The 23982-nt window shown below is 44.1% G+C and carries 16 protein-coding genes and 1 pseudogene; 3 read left to right on the top strand and 14 right to left on the bottom strand.

Annotated features, from left to right (window positions below; all coding sequences use genetic code 11):
- The first annotated feature begins 129 nt into the window (after positions 1 to 129).
- A complete protein-coding gene (gene prtS / locus EAE90_RS14415; protein ID WP_214054073.1) occupies positions 130 to 1239 on the top strand; it encodes a metalloprotease PrtS in 1110 nt (369 codons plus the stop codon).
- Between the two features lie 161 nt (positions 1240 to 1400).
- Entirely contained in the window at positions 1401 to 1718 is a 318-nt protein-coding gene (locus EAE90_RS14410; protein ID WP_214054072.1) for a protealysin inhibitor emfourin, read from the top strand.
- Between the two features lie 24 nt (positions 1719 to 1742).
- Here EAE90_RS14410 and der read toward each other — a convergent pair whose 3' ends face one another.
- The 14 genes and pseudogenes from der to EAE90_RS14340 form a co-directional block, all read right to left on the bottom strand.
- Positions 1743 to 3224, bottom strand: a complete 1482-nt coding sequence (der, locus tag EAE90_RS14405; RefSeq protein ID WP_214054071.1) for a ribosome biogenesis GTPase Der — start codon at positions 3222 to 3224, stop codon at positions 1743 to 1745.
- 159 nt (positions 3225 to 3383) lie between these two features.
- Positions 3384 to 4556 carry an outer membrane protein assembly factor BamB gene (bamB, locus tag EAE90_RS14400; RefSeq protein WP_214054070.1) on the bottom strand — a complete coding sequence of 391 codons (1173 nt, stop codon included), beginning with the start codon at positions 4554 to 4556 and terminating at the stop codon, positions 3384 to 3386.
- 14 nt (positions 4557 to 4570) lie between these two features.
- On the bottom strand, positions 4571 to 5191 hold the full coding sequence (locus EAE90_RS14395) for a YfgM family protein (protein ID WP_214054069.1): 621 nt from the start codon (positions 5189 to 5191) through the stop codon (positions 4571 to 4573).
- Between the two features lie 11 nt (positions 5192 to 5202).
- Positions 5203 to 6480 (bottom strand): histidine--tRNA ligase, encoded by a 1278-nt coding sequence (gene hisS / locus EAE90_RS14390; protein WP_214054068.1) that lies wholly within the window; start codon positions 6478 to 6480, stop codon positions 5203 to 5205.
- Positions 6481 to 6725: 245 nt separating this feature from the next.
- Entirely contained in the window at positions 6726 to 7847 is a 1122-nt protein-coding gene (ispG, locus tag EAE90_RS14385) for a flavodoxin-dependent (E)-4-hydroxy-3-methylbut-2-enyl-diphosphate synthase (protein ID WP_214054067.1), read from the bottom strand.
- A gap of 73 nt (positions 7848 to 7920) precedes the next feature.
- Entirely contained in the window at positions 7921 to 8946 is a 1026-nt protein-coding gene (rodZ, locus tag EAE90_RS14380; protein ID WP_214054066.1) for a cytoskeleton protein RodZ, read from the bottom strand.
- A gap of 120 nt (positions 8947 to 9066) precedes the next feature.
- Positions 9067 to 9489 carry a tetratricopeptide repeat protein gene (locus EAE90_RS14375; protein ID WP_246550766.1) on the bottom strand — a complete coding sequence of 141 codons (423 nt, stop codon included), beginning with the start codon at positions 9487 to 9489 and terminating at the stop codon, positions 9067 to 9069.
- Between the two features lie 79 nt (positions 9490 to 9568).
- Positions 9569 to 10747 carry a dual-specificity RNA methyltransferase RlmN gene (rlmN, locus tag EAE90_RS14370; RefSeq protein ID WP_214054065.1) on the bottom strand — a complete coding sequence of 393 codons (1179 nt, stop codon included), beginning with the start codon at positions 10745 to 10747 and terminating at the stop codon, positions 9569 to 9571.
- Positions 10748 to 10931: 184 nt separating this feature from the next.
- Entirely contained in the window at positions 10932 to 11357 is a 426-nt protein-coding gene (gene ndk / locus EAE90_RS14365) for a nucleoside-diphosphate kinase (protein ID WP_036781631.1), read from the bottom strand.
- Positions 11358 to 11581: 224 nt separating this feature from the next.
- Positions 11582 to 13903 carry a peptidoglycan glycosyltransferase PbpC gene (gene pbpC, locus EAE90_RS14360; RefSeq protein ID WP_214054064.1) on the bottom strand — a complete coding sequence of 774 codons (2322 nt, stop codon included), beginning with the start codon at positions 13901 to 13903 and terminating at the stop codon, positions 11582 to 11584.
- Between the two features lie 58 nt (positions 13904 to 13961).
- Positions 13962 to 18995 carry an alpha-2-macroglobulin family protein gene (locus EAE90_RS14355; RefSeq protein ID WP_214054063.1) on the bottom strand — a complete coding sequence of 1678 codons (5034 nt, stop codon included), beginning with the start codon at positions 18993 to 18995 and terminating at the stop codon, positions 13962 to 13964.
- A gap of 655 nt (positions 18996 to 19650) precedes the next feature.
- Positions 19651 to 20091 carry a hypothetical protein gene (locus EAE90_RS14350; protein WP_214054062.1) on the bottom strand — a complete coding sequence of 147 codons (441 nt, stop codon included), beginning with the start codon at positions 20089 to 20091 and terminating at the stop codon, positions 19651 to 19653.
- Between the two features lie 4 nt (positions 20092 to 20095).
- Positions 20096 to 20899, bottom strand: coding sequence for an MBL fold metallo-hydrolase (locus tag EAE90_RS14345; RefSeq protein ID WP_214054061.1), 804 nt, complete (start codon positions 20897 to 20899; stop codon positions 20096 to 20098).
- Positions 20900 to 21557: 658 nt separating this feature from the next.
- Positions 21558 to 21737 (bottom strand): annotated as a pseudogene (locus EAE90_RS14340) (transposase); the annotation flags it as partial.
- Between the two features lie 489 nt (positions 21738 to 22226).
- Here EAE90_RS14340 and EAE90_RS14335 point away from each other — a divergent pair.
- A complete protein-coding gene (locus EAE90_RS14335) occupies positions 22227 to 23891 on the top strand; it encodes a ShlB/FhaC/HecB family hemolysin secretion/activation protein (RefSeq protein WP_214054120.1) in 1665 nt (554 codons plus the stop codon).
- Positions 23892 to 23982: the final 91 nt, after the last annotated feature.

The following is a 23982-nucleotide window of genomic DNA, read 5'->3' as shown; positions in this document are numbered from 1 at the left end:
AACAAACCCTTAACACAAAAGAAGCAGGTTGGACCTGATGACTATCTACTGGAAACGTGTTTAATATGAACCCGTACCTAAAGAGTACCTCTAATTAATAACTAAAAAATTTATTCCAGGAGATATTTTATGCAAATACAAAACAATAACTACAGAGGCTTAATACCGCCGTACATTCTTCAAAATATTTATAATAATGACAATAAAAAGAAGAAAGTATTAATGACATTAAATCATACTAAGAGTTTAATGTTGGACAATGTTATTAAAGAATCTTCCGATGATTCCGACAATGACGATAAAGTTACCAATACAACTATACATCGTTCTATTCACGATGCAGAAAATAAACGCAAGTTGCCAGGAAAATTAGTACGAGATGAAGGAGAGCCAGATAACGGAGATAAATCAGTTGATAACGCATATAGATATTTAGAAGCGACTTACAATTTCTATAAAGAAGTTTTTAATCGCAACTCATTAGATGATAAAGGAATGAAATTGATTGCCACCGTGCATTATGGCGAAGAATATATGAATGCATTCTGGGGCAACGGGCAAATGGTATTTGGCGACGGAGATGGTAAAACTTTTAATGATTTCACAACCTCTGTCGATGTAATTGGCCATGAATTATCACATGGTGTTATTGAAAAAACAGCAGATTTGGTCTATTTCTTCCAGTCTGGCGCGTTAAATGAATCAATAGCGGATGTTTTTGGCTCATTAGTAAAACAACATTATCTGAAACAAAAAGCTGATGAAGCTGATTGGGTTATGGGAAGTGAATTGCTGGGCAAAGACATTAAAGGTGTAGGGATTCGTTCACTGAAAAACCCTGGCAGTGCATATGATGATGAAACTCTCGGTAAAGATCCACAGCCCGGTCATATGGATAATTATAAAGACTTGCCGATTTATAGAGACAATGGTGGTGTTCATATTAATTCAGGTATTCCTAATAAAGCCTTCTATAATCTGGCGATAAAATTAGGTGGATATGCCTGGGAAAGAGCAGGAAAAATATGGTACAACACATTGTTGGATAAAGATCTTGCCCGAGATGCTAACTTCGTAGCTTTCGCTAAATTAACAGTTAAACATGCTCGTGAGTTATTTGATGAGGATGTTGAAAAAGCAACAATTGATAGCTGGAAAGAAGTAGGCATTAAAGTGAAGGAAGATAAAGACGATAAAAGCGGCGACAAGGACAAAACTAAAGATAAAACTGAAGAGTAATCTATAAACATATCGCTGGTTTAACGCCAGCGATATTTTATTATTTGTAATACCTGGCTAGTAAAAAAATATATCTAATAAAAGATACTAAAATTGTTAACGACGAATTTCACGCTATACTAAAGAGACGTTAAAAAATAACCGTAAAAAATTGGTATATCATGAATAATAAAACTTTTAAACTCACAACTGATAGTAAAATCACAATTTCCCTACAAGGAGGATTTGCCGCCACACCTGGCCTTAACCAAGATAAAACAGTGAATTTAGAATCATTGTCTTCACACCAACAGCAGTTATTTCTTCAAGCCATAGAACAAGACTTTTCCGATTCTATGCCATCAGCACCATATCCTGATCAAGATTATTATCTGCTCAGTATCGTCAATGGAAATGAAGAATTCCACTTCACCCTTCCTGAGTCAGATGCACCAGAAATCATTACCCAGATATGGAACGCCGACAAAAAGGGTGGTTAAGCACCACCCCTTTTCCTATTAGCATTAACGCTTTTTCAGATGCGCCATTAGACGTTTACGTTTACGCATTTGATTTGGTGTCAACGTATTACGTTTGTCAGCATAGGGATTTGCCCCTTCTTTAAACTGAATCCGAATGGGCGTCCCCATCACCTTTAGGGATCGACGGAAATAGTTCATCAGATAACGCTTATAAGAATCAGGCAAATCAGTTACCTGATTACCGTGGATCACAACAATTGGTGGATTATAACCACCAGCATGAGCATATTTCATTTTCACCCTGCGACCACGGATCATCGGCGGCTGATGATCCTCTTCGGCCATATGCATGATACGGGTTAGCAGTGAAGTATTGACACGGCGAGTAGCGCAATCATAAGCCTCAAGAATCGAGTCAAACAGATTTCCTACCCCACTGCCATGTAGAGCAGAGATAAAATGTACCCTGGCAAAGTCAACAAAACCAAGACGATAATCCAGCATCTCTTTCACACGCTCTTTATCTTCTTGCGACATGCCATCCCACTTATTGACCGCAATGACCAATGAGCGTCCGCTATTAAGAATAAAACCCAATAATGACAAATCTTGATCGGAAATGCCTTCTCGCGCATCGATCACCAGCAATACAACATTGGCATCTTCAATCGCTTGAAGCGTTTTAATGACTGAAAATTTTTCAACCGTTTCCGTGATCTTACCGCGCTTACGTACCCCTGCGGTATCAATAAGGATATATTCGCGACCATTGCGTTCCATTGGAATATAAATACTGTCACGGGTAGTGCCGGGCATGTCGTAAACCACAACTCTCTCTTCACCCAAGATACGGTTAGTCAACGTAGACTTACCCACATTTGGTTTACCGACAATGGCTAATTTCAATGGCAGAGTTGATGGATCAAAATCCTCCTCCTCTTCTACCATCTCAATTTCATTCTGTTCCTGTTCTGCCCAATAAGCTGCGTTGGCTTCTTCCTCCGTCAGCTCAACCTCTTCTTCTTCACCTTTACCAGAGAAAGGCAACAGCACTCGTTCAATAAGTTGGGTGACGCCACGACCATGAGAAGCCGCGATAGAGTAAATATCCCCCAATCCGAGGGAATAAAATTCAGCAATAGCGGTATCAATATCCACGCCGTCGGTCTTATTCGCGACCAAAAAAGTGGCTCTTTCGCGGCTACGTAGATGTTTTGCTATCGCGTGATCTGCTGGCATCAGTCCGGCACGAGCATCTACCATAAACAGAACAATATCGGCCTCTTCAATCGCCATCAAAGATTGAGCGGCCATATGGGTTTCTACACCCTCTTCGGTGCCATCGATACCACCGGTATCAATGATGATAAACTCCTGCCCTTCAACCTCAGCTCGACCATATTTACGGTCGCGAGTCAGACCTGGAAAATCCGCTACCAGCGCATCTCTTGTACGGGTTAAACGGTTAAATAATGTGGACTTACCCACATTTGGGCGCCCTACCAGAGCGACGACAGGTATCATTTGTTGATGCCTCATGACTTAATTTGAAATTAGTACTCCACTGTTCATCACAACAGAACACTAAAAAGACGAAACGGCTCCTGTTCTCTTTCTATCCAGGAGCCGTAGGACTATATTAACGCTTTACTTTATTTCCGGTAAACAGGCAGTAAGCAATACTCAACGGGTAAACAGATAAACCGTACCGTCTTTCGCCTGTACCATTAATTTATCACTGGCTACAACCGGACGGCTCATTAAACCGGAACTATCAACTTTATGTTGAGCAACAAACTTACCGTCATCCATATTTAGCCAGTGCAGATAACCTTCACTGTCACCGACAACCAGATAACCATTATACATTTCAGGCGCGGTTAAATTACGGTGTTGCAATTTTGTCTGAGTCCACAAAGTAACGCCATCACTTTGACGCAGCCCCATAACACGATCGTTTTGGTCAACAATATAGATATTATCACCAGAAACAACCATCTCGTTCACTGAACCCAAATCGCGCTTCCAGAGGATCTGACCTGAACGCATATCAAGCGCCACCAGATTGCCGCTATAAGCTATTGCATATATCACGCCTTCAGAAATAACCGGTGTCGTATCAACATCATTAAGACGACCAATTTCTGTAGAGCTAGTTACCTGAGAGATACGTTGTTGCCAAATCAACTGCCCCTGAGAGATCAAGACGGCGTTGACACGACCATTATCCCCTCCGACGATGGCAGCACCGTAAGCCACGGCAGGTGCCGATTCACCACGCAATGATAATGATGGCGTATCCAAATTAACGGACCACTGCACTTTACCATCTGACTCGTTTAATGCCTGTAACATCCCATTGCTAGTATGAATCAGTACCAAACCATCACTCACCACAGGGCGCGACAGCGCTTCACCGGCAACGTCAGATTGCCAGGCAACTTGGCCGTCTTTGGTATTCAATGCAATAACTTTGGCACGTTCAGTACCTACATATAGATGATCCCCAGCAACGGTCAGACCACCAGAGAGCAACGCAGGTATACGAGAAGAGAGGAAACCCGCTTTTTCAGCCAGATTCACCGACCATATCTCTTTACCACTATCAATGTCCAACGCCTTAACGATACCATGACGATCAGCAACATAAACAGCGGAACCTTGCCAAGTTGGCGTTAAGTGAGAATAATAACGACCAACACCATCACCTACCGATTTATCCCAAATCTGGTTTGGATTAAATTGATTTTCGACCTTTGGCAATGGTGACATCGTTACTGTGTCTTGCTCACTTGAACAACCGGCTAGCAGAATAGAAGCCACCAAACCAACTAAGAGTGTTTTACGCAGTTGCATCGAAAGAATTCCCCTTAGCTGGATAAGTTATTCAATTTAAGATTTAACATCGATTTGATCGCCTGTGGTGAATCTGAGCTCAAACCTTTGGTATACGCTGCGCGGGCACCGGCAATATCACCTTTTTTCAACAGTGCATCACCACGGATATCCTCTGCGACGGCAACCCAACCGGAACCTTTGACCTGCTCCAATGTTTTCAACGCAGCATCCGTTTTATCTTCTGCCAATTGAACCCTGGCTAAGCGAATATTCACCAGAGCCTGCAAATCCTCATTTTTTGCCTGACCGGCAGCCACAGATAAAAACTGATCTGCTTTAGTTAACTCATTCTTTTCAACAGCAAGTTGAGCCAAATGCATATGCATCATCACGCCATAACTGTTATTCGTTTCACTGGCAAATTTTTCAGCAGCGGCATGCCCCTCTTTTGTACCGGCAATTAATCCTCGATCTACTCGTTCAAAAGCTTCTGCGCTTTCCTGCAACTGATTTGTCTGATGAGATTGCCAATAACGCCAGCCAATTAGCGCCCCGGCACCTAACACCAGCCCAAAAACCAAGGCTTTACCATTATTGGCAAAAAAGCGACGGATCGCGTCTACTTGTTCGTTTTCATTGGTATAGACTTCCACAGAGTCTCTCCTTAACCTAACAGTTCAGCCAAACGAGCTGCAATTTCGCTTTGCGGCAACGTTTGTTGTTCACCTGTACGTAAATCTTTAATGGCTACCTGACCAGAACGAACCTCATCCTCACCGAGGATCAGTGCAATTTTGGCGCCTTGTTTATCCGCACGCCCGAGTTGCTTCTTAAAGTTCCCTCCCCCGTGGTTCATCATTAAACGCAATTGGGGCAACGTATCACGTACTTGTTCAGCCAAAATCAATGCCGCTTGTTGACTACCTTCACCAAAAGAAGCGAGATAAACATCCGCAACTGACCGCTCCGCGGTAAATACTGGATTAATTTCTTGCACCAGCAAAACCAGACGTTCCATCCCCATAGCAAAACCCACAGCAGGCGTTGGCCGCCCCCCTAACTGCTCAACCAGTCCATCGTACCGACCACCGGCGCAAACCGTCCCTTGAGCCCCGAGTGCCGTTGTCACCCATTCAAATACTGTGCGGTTATAATAATCCAGACCACGAACCAAACGCTGATTAATCCGATACTTGATACCCGCCCCATCAAGCAGTTCACACAGGCCATCAAAATGTTCCTTTGATTCGGCATCAAGATAATTAAACAGTTCCGGCGCATCATTAAGAAGTTGCTGAACCTCTGGATTTTTTGAATCCAGAACACGTAATGGATTGCTGTACATACGGCGTTTACAATCTTCATCCAGCTTATCTTTATGCTGCTCAAGAAAAGCTACCAACGCTTCGCGGTAATTAGCGCGTGCCGCCAACGAACCAATGGAATTCAATTCAAGCGTCACATGCTCAAAAATACCGAGCTCACGCCACCAACGAGCAGTCAATAAAATAAGTTCGGCATCAATATCAGGCCCTTGAAGACCAAAAACTTCAGCACCTAATTGATAAAATTGGCGATAACGGCCTTTTTGCGGACGCTCATAACGGAACATTGGCCCTAAATACCATACGCGCTGTTCCTGATTGTACAGCAGACCATGTTCAATACCGGCACGCACACAACCTGCGGTATTTTCAGGGCGTAGGGTTATACTTTCACCATTGCGATCATCAAAGGTATACATCTCCTTTTCAACCACATCAGTGACTTCCCCAATAGCCCGTCTAAATAACGGGGTCTGCTCTACAATCGGTGTACGGATCTCGCTATAACCATAACCCGCCAGTACCCGTTTCAAAATAGTTTCGATACGCTGCCAGATAACCGTATCTGTCGGCAAGTAGTCATTCATGCCTCGAATAGCTTGGATATTTTTTGCCACGTTTTATCTCTAGTTAATGATTCAAAAATGATGTTGATTATATACCCGTTATCTTTCAAGTTGCCTCTTTGTTGGCTGCACTCGCTCACCCCGGCCACATAGTTCTCTATGCTCCCGAGGATTCACTTCCTTGCCGTCGCGATCCATCTTGAAATCCATAGGGTATAGAAGCGAATACCGACGAGCTTCAATTAACAAACAAAACAACGCTGGCTCATCATAACGACGAGCCAGTATCAAGTACATTATTTGTCCAGCTGACTTATGCCAATGCGCTTATTTTCATCCAGCATTGATGCTTTAGCTCGGATCTTGGCCTCAAGCTGATCAATCATATCAGTATTATCGAGGCGTTCTTTCTGCCGTACGCCATCTTCATAAAAACCACTTTTCGTTCTGGCGCCAGTGACGCCTAAAGTAGAAACCTCAGCCTCACCAGGCCCGTTAACCACACAACCAATAATAGAAACATCCATAGGTGTGAGTAAATCTTCCAAACGCTGTTCCAAAGCATTAACGGTGCCAATAACATCAAACTCCTGACGGGAACAGGTTGGACAAGCGATAAAGTTTATACCACGGGAACGAATACGTAATGCTTTCAGAATGTCGAAACCCACTTTAACTTCTTCGACAGGATCAGCCGCCAGAGAAATACGCAAAGTATCACCGATACCTTCCGACAGGAGGATACCCAAACCAATAGCTGATTTTACAGAGCCTGCGCGTGCGCCACCCGCCTCGGTAATCCCAAGATGCAATGGCTGATCAATCTTCTGAGCTAACAAGCGATAGGCGCCAACCGCCAGAAACACATCCGACGCTTTTACACTGATTTTAAACTGGTCAAAATTAAGTCTGTCAAGAATATCCACATGGCGCATAGCCGATTCCACCAGCGCTTCTGGCGTTGGCTCACCATATTTTTCCTGAAGATCCTTTTCCAATGATCCGCCATTTACACCAATGCGGATTGGGATATTTTTATCACGGGCCGAAGCCACAACCTCGCGGATACGCGCTTCACTACCGATATTGCCAGGGTTAATACGCAGACAATCGACACCATACTCTGCAACTTTAAGCGCAATACGGTAATCAAAATGGATATCTGCAACCAAAGGAACTCTCGCTTGCTGCTTAATCAACTTAAATGCTTCTGCGGCGTCCATCGTGGGTATTGATACGCGAACAATATCAACGCCAACACGCTCAAGCGATTTAATCTGTTTAACCGTCGCTTCCACATCTGTAGTACGTGTGTTTGTCATTGATTGCACCGCAATGGGCGCACCATCCCCGACTGGCACATTGCCTACATAAATACGCGTAGATTTGCGTCTTTTTATCGGCGATTCATTATGCATATAGGTGTTTCTCCCATACTTCCATGTGTTTCTGATAAAACTACAACTATGCCTTACTGCAATAGTCCTTTTATTATTGTGCTGTTGGTACCTTAAAACGCGCGATACGGCCTGCTTTAGCAAAGCGGCTTAAATCGACAGCTTGCCCCCGGAACTGTACATCCACTACAGCCGGAGCGCCGATAGTTAACTCATAAGGCAATGAGCCGGAGAGACTCAGCTGCTCACCCTTATGCTTAGTTCCACTAAACAGTTTTTTTCCATTTGCATCCACAACTTGCAACCAACAGGATGCTTTAAAATTCATCATCAGCTTATTATTGTCAGCAACTGCCGTTGAATTACTTTCAGGCACACTCGGTACTTGAGCTGTCCCTTGATTAGCCGGCAACGGAGTAGTCTGAGTCTGTGGCCCATTACCAGTTAATTGAGTTTCAGGCGCTTTCACCACTTGATTTTGAGTTGATGCCGCAGATTGAGTCGCTTCCTCACTATGATTATGAGTATTCGCTTCCACTACATTTTCAGCAGCAGATACTGACGGTTCACTTGTTGCCTGCTCGCGGGCCGGTAACTGTGTCGCCTGATCGTGACTCTTAGTATTAGTAGCCGAATCCACCGAACTGGCTTTTTTCTGGGCAATTTTAGCTGCTGAATGATCAGCCATCGAAATCAATTCTTTCTGTTGAGCTATGTGGTTTTGCCACCACCATGCTCCCGTCAAACTAATTACGACTAAAATAATCAACCACGTAATCCACATCAACCAACTTTCGCGTTTTTTACGCTTTTTACCCAATGAAAAACTCTGCATTGGTGAAACTTTCGCTGTTTTTGCCGGGGTATGCTTATCCAAAATTGCCAAAATTTCTGTTTCTGGAATTTGAACCAACTTGGCATAAGAGCGAACATAACCACGCAGGAAAGTCGGCACCATAGTGGCTGGAATATTGTCCTCTTCAATATCACGTATAGTAGAAAGTTTTAAACACAAGCGATCAGCTACAGTCTGCTGGGTTAGCCCGTGCTGCTCACGAGCCTGACGCAGGAGCTGACCTGCGGTTAAATGAGCTTGTTCTGGAGTCGTTTCAGTATTCATTAGCAAGAAGACGCGGTACTGTTCAGGTTGTGAAAAACTTTGCGCCGGCTCCTGCTATAATCTTTAAATTACACAATAGCCTGCGCGGCGAAATAGATTTGCTATTTTACTAGCGGCAAATCACTGATAACAAACACGCCTGTTAGCATGGCTCCCAGTAAACAGAGTTTTGACTTCTTCATACTGCCCCTGCTCACAGAGAAAAACGCTGTAATGATACAATACCGTATCATTTCCTGGCGCGTACTGCATCGCCATTTTGTAACGTTGGCGGGCAGCTTCCGGCTGACCAGAATATTGCTCATACAATGCCATACCCAATTGAGCCTGATAATGGTCTGGCTTTGCCAGTAAAACCTTATCAAAGTGATATCTGGCGGCAGGCAAATTACCTTTAGCCAGATAGGCCATTCCCAGTTGAATCCGGGTTTCTACTGCGACTTTTCGCTGTTGATTGCCGTTTGTTAATTGATTGGAACATCCTGCCAACAACATAGCAACCACGGCAACAACCATCATTCCCGATAACGATTTCCTTATCATTCCATCCCCACCGACCAAAGATATGCAATTGCAACAATCAATTCAGTTACTGCATGACAGGATATACCCATATTTCCATTCAGACTGTTCTTATCTGAATAGGTTCACCTGCCTGACGTTTTTTCAATGTCCGTTTGGTACGATCAATCACATCACCGGCAAGCTGACCACATGCGGCATCGATATCATCACCGCGAGTCTTGCGGACAATAGTGGTGAAACCATATTCCATCAACACCTTAGCAAAGCGATCAATCCGGCTGTTGGAGCTACGGCCATATGGCGCTCCCGGAAACGGGTTCCACGGGATCAAATTGATCTTACTCGGAGTATCTTTCAAGCATTCAGCTAACTGATGCGCCTGTTCCACGCTGTCATTAATATGATCCAGCATGACATATTCCACCGTCACACGCCCCTGATTCGCATTAGATTTAGTCAAATAACGGCGCACACCGGCAAGGAACTGCTCGATATTATATTTACGGTTGATAGGAACGATGTCATCCCGCACATCATCTGTCGGCGCATGCAGGGAAATTGCCAAAGCAACATCGATCATATCGCCAAGTTTATCCAGTGCTGGCACCACGCCGGATGTAGATAACGTCACGCGGCGTTTTGACAGACCAAAACCAAAATCATCCATCATGATTTCCATGGCAGGCACGACGTTATTTAGGTTAAGCAGAGGCTCTCCCATGCCCATCATGACCACATTGGTAATTGGACGGCGACCACTGGATTTCAATGAACCAATAATTTTTGCCGCACGCCAAACCTGACCAATAATTTCAGAAACCCGCAAATTACGGTTAAACCCTTGTTGAGCGGTAGAACAGAATTTACATTCCAGTGCACAACCTACCTGAGAAGAGACACACAAGGTTGCTCGATCATCTTCCGGGATATAAACCGTTTCAACCTGCTGATCGCCGACAGTGATCGCCCACTTAATCGTACCATCGGCAGAACGTTGCTCTTCTGCCACTTCCGGTGCGCGGATCTCTGCAACCTGTTGTAATTTTGCTCGCAGAATTTTATTAATATCTGTCATCTGCTCAAAATCATCATAACAGTAGTGATATATCCACTTCATCACCTGATCAGCACGGAAGGGTTTTTCTCCCATATCAATGAAAAACTGACGCATTTGCTTGCGATTCAGATCAAGCAGGTTAATTTTACCGCCTTTCTTTTCTGGAGTTTCAGACACGACAGGAGCAGCAAATTGTGCCGCAGTATTTGGTTGGGACATTTTTTTATATTGCCTCGTTGTGACACTTTCGGCTCTGCGTTGATGAATTCAACGCGAAGTTTCAATTCGGGTATCACTATCAGTTTAGTATAGTGACAAATAACAAACGCCCCGTTGCATTAACAACGGGGCGCCGCATTGTACAAACTTTAATGCAATGATGCTACGGGTAACGGCAAATCAATTAACGTGGGCAAATTTCATCTTCTGTGAAGAAATAGGCAATTTCACGGTTTGCAGATTCAACCGCATCAGAGCCGTGAACCGCGTTTTCAGTGAAGCTATCTGCGTAATCGGCGCGCAGAGTACCGGCTAATGCATTATCAGGATTAGTTGCCCCCATCAGGTCACGATGACGCTGTACTGCATTCTCGCCTTCCAACACCTGAACCATAATTGGACCAGAAGTCATAAATTCCACCAGACCATCAAAGAAAGGACGGCCTTTGTGCTCCGCATAAAAGCCCTCAGCCTGTTCACGGGTCAGGTGAAGCATTTTGGCGGCAATAATTTTAAACCCGGCGCTTTCAAAACGAGCATAAATCGCCCCAATAGCATTTTTCTTTACAGCGTTAGGCTTAATAATAGAAAAAGTACGTTCAACCGTCATGGATAACCTCTTGGTTCTTCTTTCAGCAAACTGATAATTTTAATTTCTTATTCCCGATAAGTGAATCGGTTAATACTTCATTCCGCTACCTTAGCGGAGATAAAAACGGCGTTGATTATAGGGACATGAATAGCGGTTGCCTACAGAAAACATAACATTCCATTAAATTTTTCTTAGCGAAAATCACCATTTTTTCGTACAAATCACATTTTTACCTGGATCGTTTACTTCAAGGTAAAATTGACAGCATCAACCTGCCCACCTGAATCCAAAACACTAAGCTGATATTTACCCGGTTGAGTCAATGTCTGAACAAATCCCTGATTCTTTTCTGTGATCATTACCTGTTCGCCATTCAGAAACCACCATTGCTGCCCGCCACTGCCGCCCTGAGTCGTCATACGTAAATCAAGGCTGTCAAAACCGGGGAGCCGTTTCAATACATCTCCGTTACGAATACCCACGATCAACAAGGGCGCTTCATCTGATTTCAACGGTGGACATTCAGGATTAACCGGCGGCAGACGCTGCGCCCGTCGCTCTTGTACTGGCAACCATGATTCGAGGGTAATCGGCCATAAAGCGATATTTTTAGCCTGAGCGCCGGGACAATCAGGAGCCACACGCAAACCGTTCTTATCCAACCACACCAGTTCATTGATGCCTGAAATGGCCTCTTGCCCCACCGCAGGCAGCGTAGGCGGAATCGTATTATTCAGTATCCAGCTCAAACGACGCTGACGGCAATTATTCTCTCCTCTCGGCAAACTCTGCCCTCCCGGCCAACAGATAATGGCCTGACTCACACTTGCTGGACGTGGATCAATCGGGATCGGTTTAGCTCCATTTCGCATATTGGCGAGCAACAGGTTATTGATCTGATTCATGATGGGAATCGCCGTAGCGTAGCCGAACTGCCCAACAACCGGCGTACCGTCCGGCCTGCCAACCCAAACACCGATGGTATAACGCGCATTTAAGCCGATAGCCCAAGCATCACGGTAGCCATAGCTGGTACCGGTTTTCCAAGCCAACGGCACCTGTGCCGGTAACACATCATCAGGTTGCGGCAAAGCCTCTCCAGCCATAATCCGCCTGACTATCCACGCCGCGCCGGGTGAAAAAAGTTGCCGATCACGCAATTTCTGTTGTGGGGTGAATCTGAGGGGAGCAACCTTCCCCTGACGGGCAAACGCCGAGTAAGCCGCCACCAGTTGGTCCATCCGAGTTGCCGTGCCACCAAGAATTAATGATAAATTGGGTTCACTGCCGGGCGGAAAACGCAATACGGTTCCTACATTGCGCATATTAGCGGTAAACCGCTTAGCGCCATAAGCTTCAAGCAGTTGCACAGCGGGTAAATTCAGTGAACGAACCAACGCTTCACTGGCACTCACCGGCCCATGAAAGCCGCTGTCAAAATTTCCCGGGCGATAATAATCAAAGCGGCGAGGCACATCCTGTAACAGTGATTCCCCATGAATTAACCCATCATCCAGCGCCATTGCATACAAAAATGGTTTCAAGGTTGATCCCGGCGAACGCCATGAACTTATCATATCGACATGACCAAAACGGCTATCATCCCGCAGATCCAGCGAACCGATATAGGCTTTTACCGCCATGTCCGTATGATCAACCACTAACACGCCAATCGAAGTTTTTTCTGGTAACTGGTATTGCCAATTCACCGCCATATCTTCAAGCTGACGCTGTAATCCCACATCCAAGGTTGTTTTGATGATCTCCTGACGAGTACCTTTCGCCATTCGTCTGGCAAGAAGCGGGGCAAGCTGCGGCGCCTGCCGAGGAGCCAACCACAACGTCTCTTGCCGAATATCAGCAATCGTCTGTTCCGACCAGATTTTATACTTCGCCAACCGTTGCAACACCTTATCACGAGCAGCCTGTGCCCGTTCAGGATAGCGATCGGGCCTTAAACGGCTAGGAGCCTGTGGCAAAACAGCCAGTAAAGCCGCTTCCCCCGCAGAGAGTTCAGAGGGCGGTTTAGCCAAATATGCCCAACTCGCTGCACCAACGCCTTGTAACGTTCCCCCAAACGGCGCACGGTTCAGATACATCTCAAGAATTTCATCTTTGGAGTAGTGCCATTCAAGCTGCAAGGTACGCCAGATCTGTTTCAGCTTCCCGCCGAAAGTGCGTGAATGAGGATCAATCAACCGGGCCACCTGCATTGACAGCGTACTGCCGCCGGATAAAATTTTACCTGCCCGAATATCCTGCCAGGCAGCCCTGACCAGAGAAATCGGGTTAATCCCTGGATGCTGGTAGAACCAACGATCTTCATAGGTCAGCAAAGCTTGAATATATTCCGGCGACACTTGTGCTAACGTCACCGGATAACGCCAAACCCCTTCATCATCGGCAAAACGCCAAAGCGGCGTACCGTCCTCACTGACGACAATACGCGCCATTTTGATTTCACGCAGTGGCAGAGGCCAGATTTTATCCGCCAACCATAAACCCGCCGGGATCAGAAACAACAACAGCACAATCAGCCATATAAGGCGATGCATTTTCTTCATCAATAAATCCTGGTGAGAAATCAGCCCTTACACTGAGCATAAGGGCTGACAAATTTATTTAGCGATCAACTGCTATTTTTTCAGGTATAGATTTTCCTACCGCACGCCAATAAGGTACGTACATCGATTCCACCTGTGGCGCAGGGACAGTGTAGACTCCCGGCGTCACCGCGCGAGCCAGATAGAGCAACGTCACCGGCTGAGACGGATCAACCGCGACTGCCGCCACATATCGATCATCACGATATTCAATATGACGAATCGTCGCCTGTTGCATATCGTCAATCAACTCTTGGAGATTCGCGGCACTCTCACTCAACTTGGCACTGCTGTTAGCCAAGTTCTGGTTTTCCAGCTCCAAACCGGCAGGCAATAAATCAACAACCAAAGCATCCTGTACAGGTTTATCTGAACTCACCACCAGTTTCACCACCACCATATCACCGCTATTCAGAAGAGCGCTGGAAATGGGATTACCTTTCATATCCAAATAGCTACGCTCAATTTTCAGCACATTAGCGTAAGGTTTCGGAGAACGCAGCGGGTAAGCCACCACATTCACCCGAGAATAGATCGTGCTGTCGCCAAGGTTACTGATACTCATATCTTGCTGAATATCCTGTGGATACAGCATCTCATTATAGGGTTTGTCTCTACTTATTGGTGAATTCCACTGGCTAAACAGAGCTTTCCACGGTTGCTCCGATACATCGATAAAGAAACGTCCCGCCAGATAGAGTGAATTACTCTCCTGAGTTGAGAAATAATTGCGAGATGTCAATTCATCAGACAACGCCAGTAATTTCTCATCACGTTCCTTTATCAACATATTATTTTCAGTCAACAGAGCCACAATCATTGCGTTGTCACGGATGGCACTGCCGTAATCACCTAAATCTAAATCATCATTACGGTTTTTACTGATCCCCAAACGAACCGCTTCATCCGCCCGGGTGTTATCTCCCATCAGTTTTAGTGCAATGCCCAGTTGTACCAGTGACAAGCCATTGCCTGCCTGCTGACGGCGTTCATAAACTTGTCTCAAAGCCCCCAATGGCGCTTTCTGTTGATTGGCAAGCACTAAACCAGCATAAGCCTGAACCGAGAATCGCATTGCTTCCTGATTCTGGCTGTAGGGATAGTTAATAACACTCTTATCCTGTAAATAACGTAACAGGCGGTTATTGGCAGAAGTCAACACCTCTTTAGGTACGCGATAACCTCGTTGACTTGCACGGAATAGAAAATCGGTGGCATAGGCGGTTAACCAGTACTCTTCATCACCGGTTTTGTTCCATAAAGCAAAGCTACCGTCATGACGCTGCATACTCACCAGATGAATAATTCCCTCATCAATACTTGCCCGGCGCTTATCATCATCTTCCGTCATGATACCCAAACTATTCAGCTCTGATTTGTTCGAATAGAGAGACGGATAAAGCCCGCTGATCGTCTGCTCAAGGCAGCCATACGGATAGGCGTACAATTCACGTATATAGCGTGAAATTTGTAACGGCGGACGGCTGCTCAGCAACAACTGACCTTCGGCCCCTTCTGGCGATAAACCCGATAAGGCTTTTGACGGCATCTGCCACTCTTCTCCCGGATGAATAACATTAGCAAACAGAACAGTTTCCGCTGGCTGTGCCGGACGCACGCCAATCTGCCAACTATTTTTATACGATCTCAGGTTTTCACCCGGTAAATACAGACCATCAATCGTCAAGGAAATCTCTCCTTGACCAAAACCACGCTGCGCCGTGACCGGAATCTCTACTGTGGTACGTTTGCCTTTTTCCAGTATTATCTCCTGGCGGACATCATCCTCTAACTTAATCAGGTCATTAGCGATAAAGTTCAAGATCAAATCTTGCCTTTGTTCAGTTAAGTTAGTTAAATCCAACGACAACAATGCGCTATCACCACCGGCCATAAAGCGAGGTAATGCCATCTGCGCAACCACCGGCGCCGCAACGACAACTTTACTTTCACCATGGCCGAACTCATCTTCACTCCACGCTTGAGCCATCAGCCTCAATTCACCATTGAAATCAGGAATTGGCAAAACGATCTGCCCTTCCCCGTTTTCATCCAATGTCACCGGCTGCGCTTGTTCAGCGATAATCTTAACTTCGGTTAATGGCTTTCTACCGCCGCGATCAAGGGCGCTATCATCACCATCACCGCCAAAACGCAGATTTGCCAGACGGCCTTCACCTTCAATCAACTGACCATACACATCATACTGATCGACGCTGTAACGCTTACGGCCAAAGAAAGCCTCATAAGGGTCCGGCGTTTTAAAATTCGTGACATTCAACACCCCCGTATCGACAGCAGAAAGCAGCACATTAACCTGCTTGGGTAATTTCCGCCCTTGCTGTGGCGTCGCCTTGACTTTAACAATCAACTCCTGATTCGGTCGCATTTTCTCCGGTGCGGATAGCGCCAAATCCAGTTTACGATTTTCATCAGCTAACGGCAGGTGCAACACGCCAATGGCCCGTTTCGGCGTCGCCTGACGAGATTTATCATCTGGACGCACCACCACTGCGGTTAAATAAAGATCATGACGACGCCACTCTTTATTTACTGGCACTTCCACATCCAAACCTTGTTCCGGCACATTAATTTTTTGCCACCAAAGCGGCCCTTCGCTGGATTCCACCAGCAGATAACCTTGACCGGCTTGTGGTGCGACCATATGCAGTTTTATCTTCTCGCCTACCCGATAAGCAGGTTTATCCAGAGACAATTTCACCTGATCAGGACGAACAGCGCCTGTGCCCCCCGTATTATCCTGCCATGAGTAACCGGCCCAGAAATTAACGCTGGTGACTAATTGATTTTCTGGATTAACCACTTCAATGCGGTACGAACCCCAATCAACCGGAAAACTGACCTTTGCGGTACCATCTTGAGCAATCTGGATATGTTCATCCGCCATCACCAAATCTTTCTGGTCATAGCCTGATTGCCAACCTTCACCATCCGACCAACGCCAATAATAGTCACGGCGTTCATAAACCAGACGGGCAGTTAAATCTTTTGCAGCATATTTTTTTCCATCGGCATCGGCATACACCACCGCAAATTGCGCCAGTGAATTTTCATCCACATTGTAACGGCTTTGATAACGACCTACGCGATAGTCATAAATCTCTTTCTGATTAAACAGCGGACGGATACCAACCAGCTTTTCTGCCGGCCAAACAGCCTGTTCAACCCGACGAGTTACCGGGCGGCCGCCAGATTCAAGCAAACTAGCCTGTACAATGACGTTTACCGGCGAAGAGACCGAACTCCAGTTATCGGCACTGACATTAAGCGCAGCTTTACCACCACTATCTAAAACCAGGTCAAACTCATCCAATGTACGACTAAGATTGTCCTCTGCAACCGCACCAAACTCATAGCCTGGCAATTTTGCTACCGCATCACGAGCTGGACGCAGGAATAATTGCCCTTGCAGGCGATTATGTGCGGCAGGTGCGCCATATAGATAACGGCCGTTAATCGCGAAATCCACATCGTGGCTTTTCATCACCGGTTGCGACTCACTACTGATTTCTAGAGCCATGCGCTCCGGCATAAAATCTTCGACATTAAACTTGTAATAACGGGGTTTATTATCTCCCAGATCAAAACGTAGCGACCATAGCCCGGTAGCTGCTGAGGTGGGGATCACATAACGATACTGATACAATCCATTTTCAGGTTGCCAGACAAAACTATCGACCACCTGACCATCGGTTTTCAGTACATCCACTTTAACTGGTTGACTTTTTATTGCGCGACCATCGCCATCACGCAACAGGCCATTGATAATCAACAACTCACCCGGGCGATAGAGATCACGAGGCCCGAAAACAAAAAATTGTTTGCTGTACCCTTGTGGGCCGGAAATATCAAACTCCGACAGATCCAGCGCCGGCGATACCAAATCAATCATACTGGTTTGGTGGTCACGAGTAGCGAGCAATAGTTTCGCTTTCGCATTTTTCTCCAAACTGACGTGTCCATCATCATCTGTTGTCGCCTTTGACAATAATTGCCCTTTCTCATCCAACAGACGTATTTCCACCCCTTTCAGACTGCTGCCTTGCGCCAAAGATTGGGTAAACACATCTATCCTATCCAGATAGCTGTGCATAGAAACACCAATATCACTTAAGGTAAACATTGTTGCTGGATTAGTGTCGGTGTATTTACCTGCTTGTTGCATCACCGCCAGATAAACACCATCTTTCTGTAACTCTTTGATATTGTTTAATGGCAACAGTAATTTTTCGCGGGTATTCAGTGTTGGATTCAGATCGAAACGGCCGGTATAAACCAGTTCCGCACCTTTGAGCATCTCTTCAGACTCCCAAGAACTCATATTGTTGCGATATTGCCACTGTGCAATAAAAGCCGGTAATGCCGCCTCTTTTATCCTGAAAAAATTAACATCAACACGATTAACATTCAGTGCCAATACCGGCAAACCTCCAGCGACTTTACTGGGTAATAAAGAGCCTTTGCTGGCAAAACCGACAGACGGAGAAATCGTCGCGGTTGTCAGCGTTTTCTCATAAACCGTTTCGAGTTGATGCTCATTGACACCTTTAACACCCTTATCTACGGTCAATTGCAACTCACGGGAAGGCGGCAAATGGCGCAAGCGAAGCTCCATCAGGTTATCTGACAGTTCCCACGCACCATCAAGTTTGCCCTCTTTGACATCGACCAAACGGACATTCTGAGCAAAATCCTGATTTGGATCTAAAGGAACAGAAAATGTCACCACCATTGCACTAGCGCCATCAAGCTGAACTTCAGAAGCATCCAGAATCTTCACTGGCTTACCGGCATAACGTCTTGCTAATTCAGCCAGTGATGCGGCGTCTTTCTGTTTCACTGATTTTGGTGGAATATTTGATTGTTGAGGTGCTTTTTCGCTTTGAATTTCTGTGGACTGTGGTTGGGCCGCTTGCTTATTATCAGTGCTATCAGATTTGTCACAACCAGAAAGCATCAGCAAAGAAGCCAAAATCACCGCCAAATAACGTTTGTTTCTTCCTGGTCGTTGCCAGAATTGACCTTGATTCATAACCATAACCCCTGTCTTAACTCCAACCAGCTTGTGGGTGGTAAGATTTAATGAATAACTTTATATACCCGTTATCTTCCAAACTGCCTCTTTGTTGGCTGCACTCACTCACCCCGGTAACATAGTTATCTATGCTTCCGGGGATTCGCTCCCTTGTCGTCGCGATGCAACTTGAAATCCATAGGGTATAAATCAATATATTAAATTCAAATCAAACAGATATAATCAACTATATACCTATGATCAACTTATATACTGCCTATTTATATTAGGCAACGTATAGACATTAAGTTCACATAATAACCTGTTATTTTAACGAATTAAACATCACAGAGACGATAAATAAATATAAATTTATCGATTCAATTTTTCATTAAGAACTCCATATATTCGGCAAAAAAATCTTTTGTCACTTCCCTCAGTAACCGGAGATAGCCCTTTACTGCACCACCTGCCCGATAATTTACAAGAAATAAAATAATATAAAATCGACCATTAAAACAAAGTTGAATAAACAAAAAATTATCATTATCGTATTGGTTATAAATATCGGATTAAATATACTCGATTCTAATATACCATTGTTTAATAAATTAATTATCTCAATTAATAAAAGCAATAAATAACTTTAATAAATGTATATTTAATATTTTATTTAATACATTATCAACCATTTATTAAGACTAATCATTATCTCAATATGATATTTATAACAAATAAAAAGCCATATAAATAAAACACATTTAACTTCTAATGCAGAAATTACCATTAATCTGTAATCTGTAATCTGTAATCTGTAATCTGTAATCTGTAATCTGTAATCTGTAATCTGTAAATAGAGTGCCACTTTCTTATCAAAAGTGGCAATAATAACTTGCGTGAAACACTGATTATACAAACTGTTTTCTATAAAATATGAATAAAACCCTCTATGATGAAAAAATACAATGAAAAACGCGAATAAACTCAGCAATAAAAATATTAACCTATCGTTATTATAATCCCAATTATTTAAAATAGAAAAAAATGCTAACCCCAACGCTGTCGCAAATGGGGTAATAATTTGATGAACATCCATTTTCTCAATAAATTTCATTATATTACTCGACTAATAATACCTGCCCTGTTTTCAACTGTTTGACATTTGGCAACCAAAGTCTTCCCCAACTACCAGTACAATGACATCCATAAACTTGTTTTATATTTTCTTTTATAAAAAATTCTCTAATCTTTAATAACTCTGTCGGTAACGCCCTCTTTAAATGCAATCCGCCTATTACTGCGAATACTTTGTCTACGCCAGTAATCATTTTAGCGTGGTTAATAATTTCGCAAATACCAGAATGGCCGCAGCCAATGATAATCACCAGTCCATTATCACTTTTCCAAATTAACGCACTATCATCCAATATATAATCATTGGCCCAAGAGCTTTTTCTAATCAAACCACAAGATTTTCGACGATCGCTTGCTATTTCGCCTGAGAAAATAAATCGATCGCTTATTTTCATATGCGATTTAGTCAAACGAAAGAAAACTCTCTTCTTAACTCTTTTATTAATTTTACCCGATATTTTTTTGAATTTTATGACACTCTTCTTATTGAACATAACACCATAATACTTCTCATTTAATGCATCAGGATGACATATTAATTTAGCATTATGTGGAAAATAGTTAACACCGCCTATATGGTTATAATGCCCATGAGAGATAACAATTTTAGATATATCATCAATAGATATTCCCATCCTATTTGCATTCTCAATATAGCTACCATCTGGACCGGTATCGAAAATTATCTTCTCTTCACCGTCCTCAAGTAAAAGGCTCAAACCAGGCTTAGCTATCAAATATGAATCAGATGTTTTATTTTCCAAGAGTACAGTTATTTTTAATGACATAGCATATCCATTAGTTTTGTTGAAGTAGTGCATCTATTAAACGATACGGGTAACAATAGCATTGACGTACATCAATAAAATAATGAAAAGCCATTATATCGTCACATTTTTATAAGCAGATCACAAATTACCCCTCTTCTATTAGCCGTTAATTTTTCAACATAAAATGATTATCTCTCTATTATATTTATTGTCTTGTAATATTAACATACAAATATTATACCTTGCTGTACAACACATTTTTAAAAGTAGAGATAAACATATTATTAAAAAATAAAATTCAACGATAGATTATTCAGGTAATTTAATCAAATTTACTATACTAATACCTAGCTCAGTTGACAATGCTTAATTTTAAATATCACTATCAAGCCAGAAAATTGACTTATATTACCGCTCTCATTTTATCTATATTACAAATAAATATAATATATTTATCAGATATAATTTGACTTTACATTACATAAAAATATTTAAATAGAACAATTAATAATTTCCGCCATATATAAACATAACCTATCCACTTATATCAAACCATTATTAACACCTTTATTAATACGATAACAAAAATATATTATTTTTATATAAAAATAGAATTAATATATTTAAAAATAATTGGTATATTCACATAAGAAGTGAAACATCGTTACTCTGGAAGTCAACATATCCGTAGTCCTTTAAATAATTCATTAGGTGTTTTACCTCCCCGAGTTTTTCGGGGGCGATTACTTTAATCGGTTTACCACAAACTTCGAGACTTCATTAAAATCGGTTCCCTTTGGAAAGTATTGCCTGATCAACCCATTGATATTTTCATTGATCCCCTTTCCCAAGGTGAGCAATGACGACAACAAATCATGCTATTTATCCCATATAATTATGGAGGATTTAGGTTAAGTGCTCTTCTGGCAGAGCGAGCGGCAGATAAGAAGCAAGATTGGCATGGATAACCCTAACCCCTCACATAACCATAAAAGACAATATCTCATCACCAATTTACTACAATCATCACATTTCATTTTGTTTCATGCCGAAACAAATCATTATAAATGTGACATAAATCACATAATAAAAATAAAACAATAAAATTAATTTGAAATTATTAATGTTGATTATTAAATGATTAATATTAATCTATTTTTTATACAATACTGTTACAAAATAATCACATTGGCCTGTTTTTTGCTTTTTCATATAACTTCTTGTTTTTGCTGCTATCTTAACCAATCCCCTATTTTAGTTGCCCGGTTGATAATCAATCCTAAATATTGATCGCTAAGCTAAATTCATGGTTAATGCTGCTTCGACATTGTGGAATAGAAAGTCAATGAAAAGCAGTATTTTAGTCTTAACGGTTTTTTGTAGCGTAGTCTCAGGCAGTCAAGCCGCCGATATCGCAGATCAACAACTCATTCATCAACAGGCCCGTCAGCAAGCCCTGGAGGCGCAATTAGCCCCGCCGCCTGCGGAGGTTCACCTATCGGTACCGGAAACCGGGGAATCATCCGCTTTTCCGGTGGAAACCCCCTGTTTTCCTATCACCCGCGTCAGACTGGCAGGCACCGAAAATTTCCCGCACTGGGTACCGTTCCGGCATGTCGCTCAACAGGGCGAAAACCATTGCCTGGGCGATAAAGGCATTAGCCGGCTGATAACCCAATTGCAAGATCAGCTCATTAATCACGGCTATGTCACCAGCCGGGTTCTGGTTCCTCCCCAGGATCTGCGTACCCAAACGCTAAAACTGGTGATGATACCGGGCAAAATCCGGCATATCCGCTATACCCCTGACAGCGGGAAATATATCCAGCGGATAACCCCCTTTCCCGCGCGTGAAGGAAAATTACTGGATTTACGGGATATTGAGCAGGGACTGGAAAACTTGCAACGTTTCCCGACCGTGCAGGCGGATATGAACATTGTTCCGGCAGAGCAGCCGGGGGAGAGTGATATTGTGCTGGACTGGCGTCAGTCCCGGCACTGGCGAGTCGCCACGTATCTGGATGATACCGGGTCTAAAAGCACCGGACGTTATCAGGGCGGACTCACCTTTTTTCTGGATAACCCGCTGGCGTTGAGTGATCTGTTCTATCTCTCCGGTGGACGCGATATTCATTCATCTGCCGGGAAGGGCAGCCAAAATGACACGCTCTATTACTCTTTGCCCTTCGGCTACTGGATGGCGAGCGTGACGGCCAGTCATTACGATTATACCCAGACGATAGCCGGGCTGAATCAGGCGATCCAATACCGGGGCAAAAGCCAAAACTTGGCGGTTCAGCTTAGCCGTGTTCTGCACCGTAACGCCGACCAGAAAACCCTGCTTAACAGTGAAATTTATCGTCGGGCGTCCCGCAATTTTATTGATAACACTGAAATCGACGTTCAGCGCCGGGAAACCGCGGGCTGGAAGCTGGGGCTGTCGCATCATCACTTTATCGGCAGCGCGACGCTGGATACCCGGGTGACTTACCAGCAGGGCATGCGCTGGTTTGGCGCACAACCGGCACCGGAAGAGTACCGCAATGAAGGGACCGCCTTGCCTAAAATCACCCAGTTCTCGGCGACGCTGGCCGGGCCGTTAACGCTGTTTTCTCAGCCCTTTTCTTATCAGACCCAATATTTGCGTCAGATAAGCGCCAGCCCATTGACACCCCAGGATCGCTTCTCGATTGGCGGCCGCTGGACGGTGCGCGGCTTTGATGGCGAGTTGACCTTATCCGCAGATCGGGGTTGGTACAGCCGGAATGAACTGGACTGGCAAACCCCGCTGCGCGGGCAATCGCTGTATCTGGCAATGGATTATGGCGAAGTGGGCGGCCGGGGCAGCGACGCGCTGCTCGGAAAACACCTAGCGGGGAGTGCTCTGGGCTGGCGCGGCAGCCTGAAAGGGGTGAGCTACGACCTGTTTGTCGGCGTCCCGCTGTCCAAACCCGCTGGCTTCCAAACTTCCCCGGTCACAGCCGGATTCAACCTGTATTGGCAGTATTAATTCAAATAGCAAAACTGCCGGTGGGTAGTGTTGTCTGGAGCAAAAATCATGAACAAGCAGTTATATCGTATTATCTTTAACCAATCTCGCC

Origin of the sequence: Photorhabdus caribbeanensis (genome assembly GCF_018448885.1) — a bacterium.
Lineage (GTDB): Bacteria > Pseudomonadota > Gammaproteobacteria > Enterobacterales > Enterobacteriaceae > Photorhabdus > Photorhabdus caribbeanensis.
The sequence above is the reverse complement of the archived record's forward strand: the minus strand, read 5'-3'. Positions and strand labels throughout refer to the sequence as shown.

Excerpts from the sequence above, each read along its gene's own strand:
- ndk (WP_036781631.1), bottom strand. The coding sequence starts at position 11,357 with ATGACGGTTGAACGTACTTTTTCTATTATTAAGCCTAACGCTGTAAAG.
- EAE90_RS14345 (WP_214054061.1), bottom strand. The coding sequence starts at position 20,899 with ATGTCATTAAAAATAACTGTACTCTTGGAAAATAAAACATCTGATTCA.
- EAE90_RS14355 (WP_214054063.1), bottom strand. The coding sequence starts at position 18,995 with ATGAATCAAGGTCAATTCTGGCAACGACCAGGAAGAAACAAACGTTAT.
- ispG (WP_214054067.1), bottom strand. The coding sequence starts at position 7,847 with ATGCATAATGAATCGCCGATAAAAAGACGCAAATCTACGCGTATTTAT.
- EAE90_RS14350 (WP_214054062.1), bottom strand. The coding sequence starts at position 20,091 with ATGAAATTTATTGAGAAAATGGATGTTCATCAAATTATTACCCCATTT.
- der (WP_214054071.1), bottom strand. The coding sequence starts at position 3,224 with ATGATACCTGTCGTCGCTCTGGTAGGGCGCCCAAATGTGGGTAAGTCC.
- prtS (WP_214054073.1), top strand. The coding sequence starts at position 130 with ATGCAAATACAAAACAATAACTACAGAGGCTTAATACCGCCGTACATT.
- pbpC (WP_214054064.1), bottom strand. The coding sequence starts at position 13,903 with ATGAAGAAAATGCATCGCCTTATATGGCTGATTGTGCTGTTGTTGTTT.
- EAE90_RS14375 (WP_246550766.1), bottom strand. The coding sequence starts at position 9,489 with ATGATAAGGAAATCGTTATCGGGAATGATGGTTGTTGCCGTGGTTGCT.
- EAE90_RS14410 (WP_214054072.1), top strand. The coding sequence starts at position 1,401 with ATGAATAATAAAACTTTTAAACTCACAACTGATAGTAAAATCACAATT.
- rlmN (WP_214054065.1), bottom strand. The coding sequence starts at position 10,747 with ATGTCCCAACCAAATACTGCGGCACAATTTGCTGCTCCTGTCGTGTCT.
- rodZ (WP_214054066.1), bottom strand. The coding sequence starts at position 8,946 with ATGAATACTGAAACGACTCCAGAACAAGCTCATTTAACCGCAGGTCAG.
- bamB (WP_214054070.1), bottom strand. The coding sequence starts at position 4,556 with ATGCAACTGCGTAAAACACTCTTAGTTGGTTTGGTGGCTTCTATTCTG.
- EAE90_RS14335 (WP_214054120.1), top strand. The coding sequence starts at position 22,227 with ATGAAAAGCAGTATTTTAGTCTTAACGGTTTTTTGTAGCGTAGTCTCA.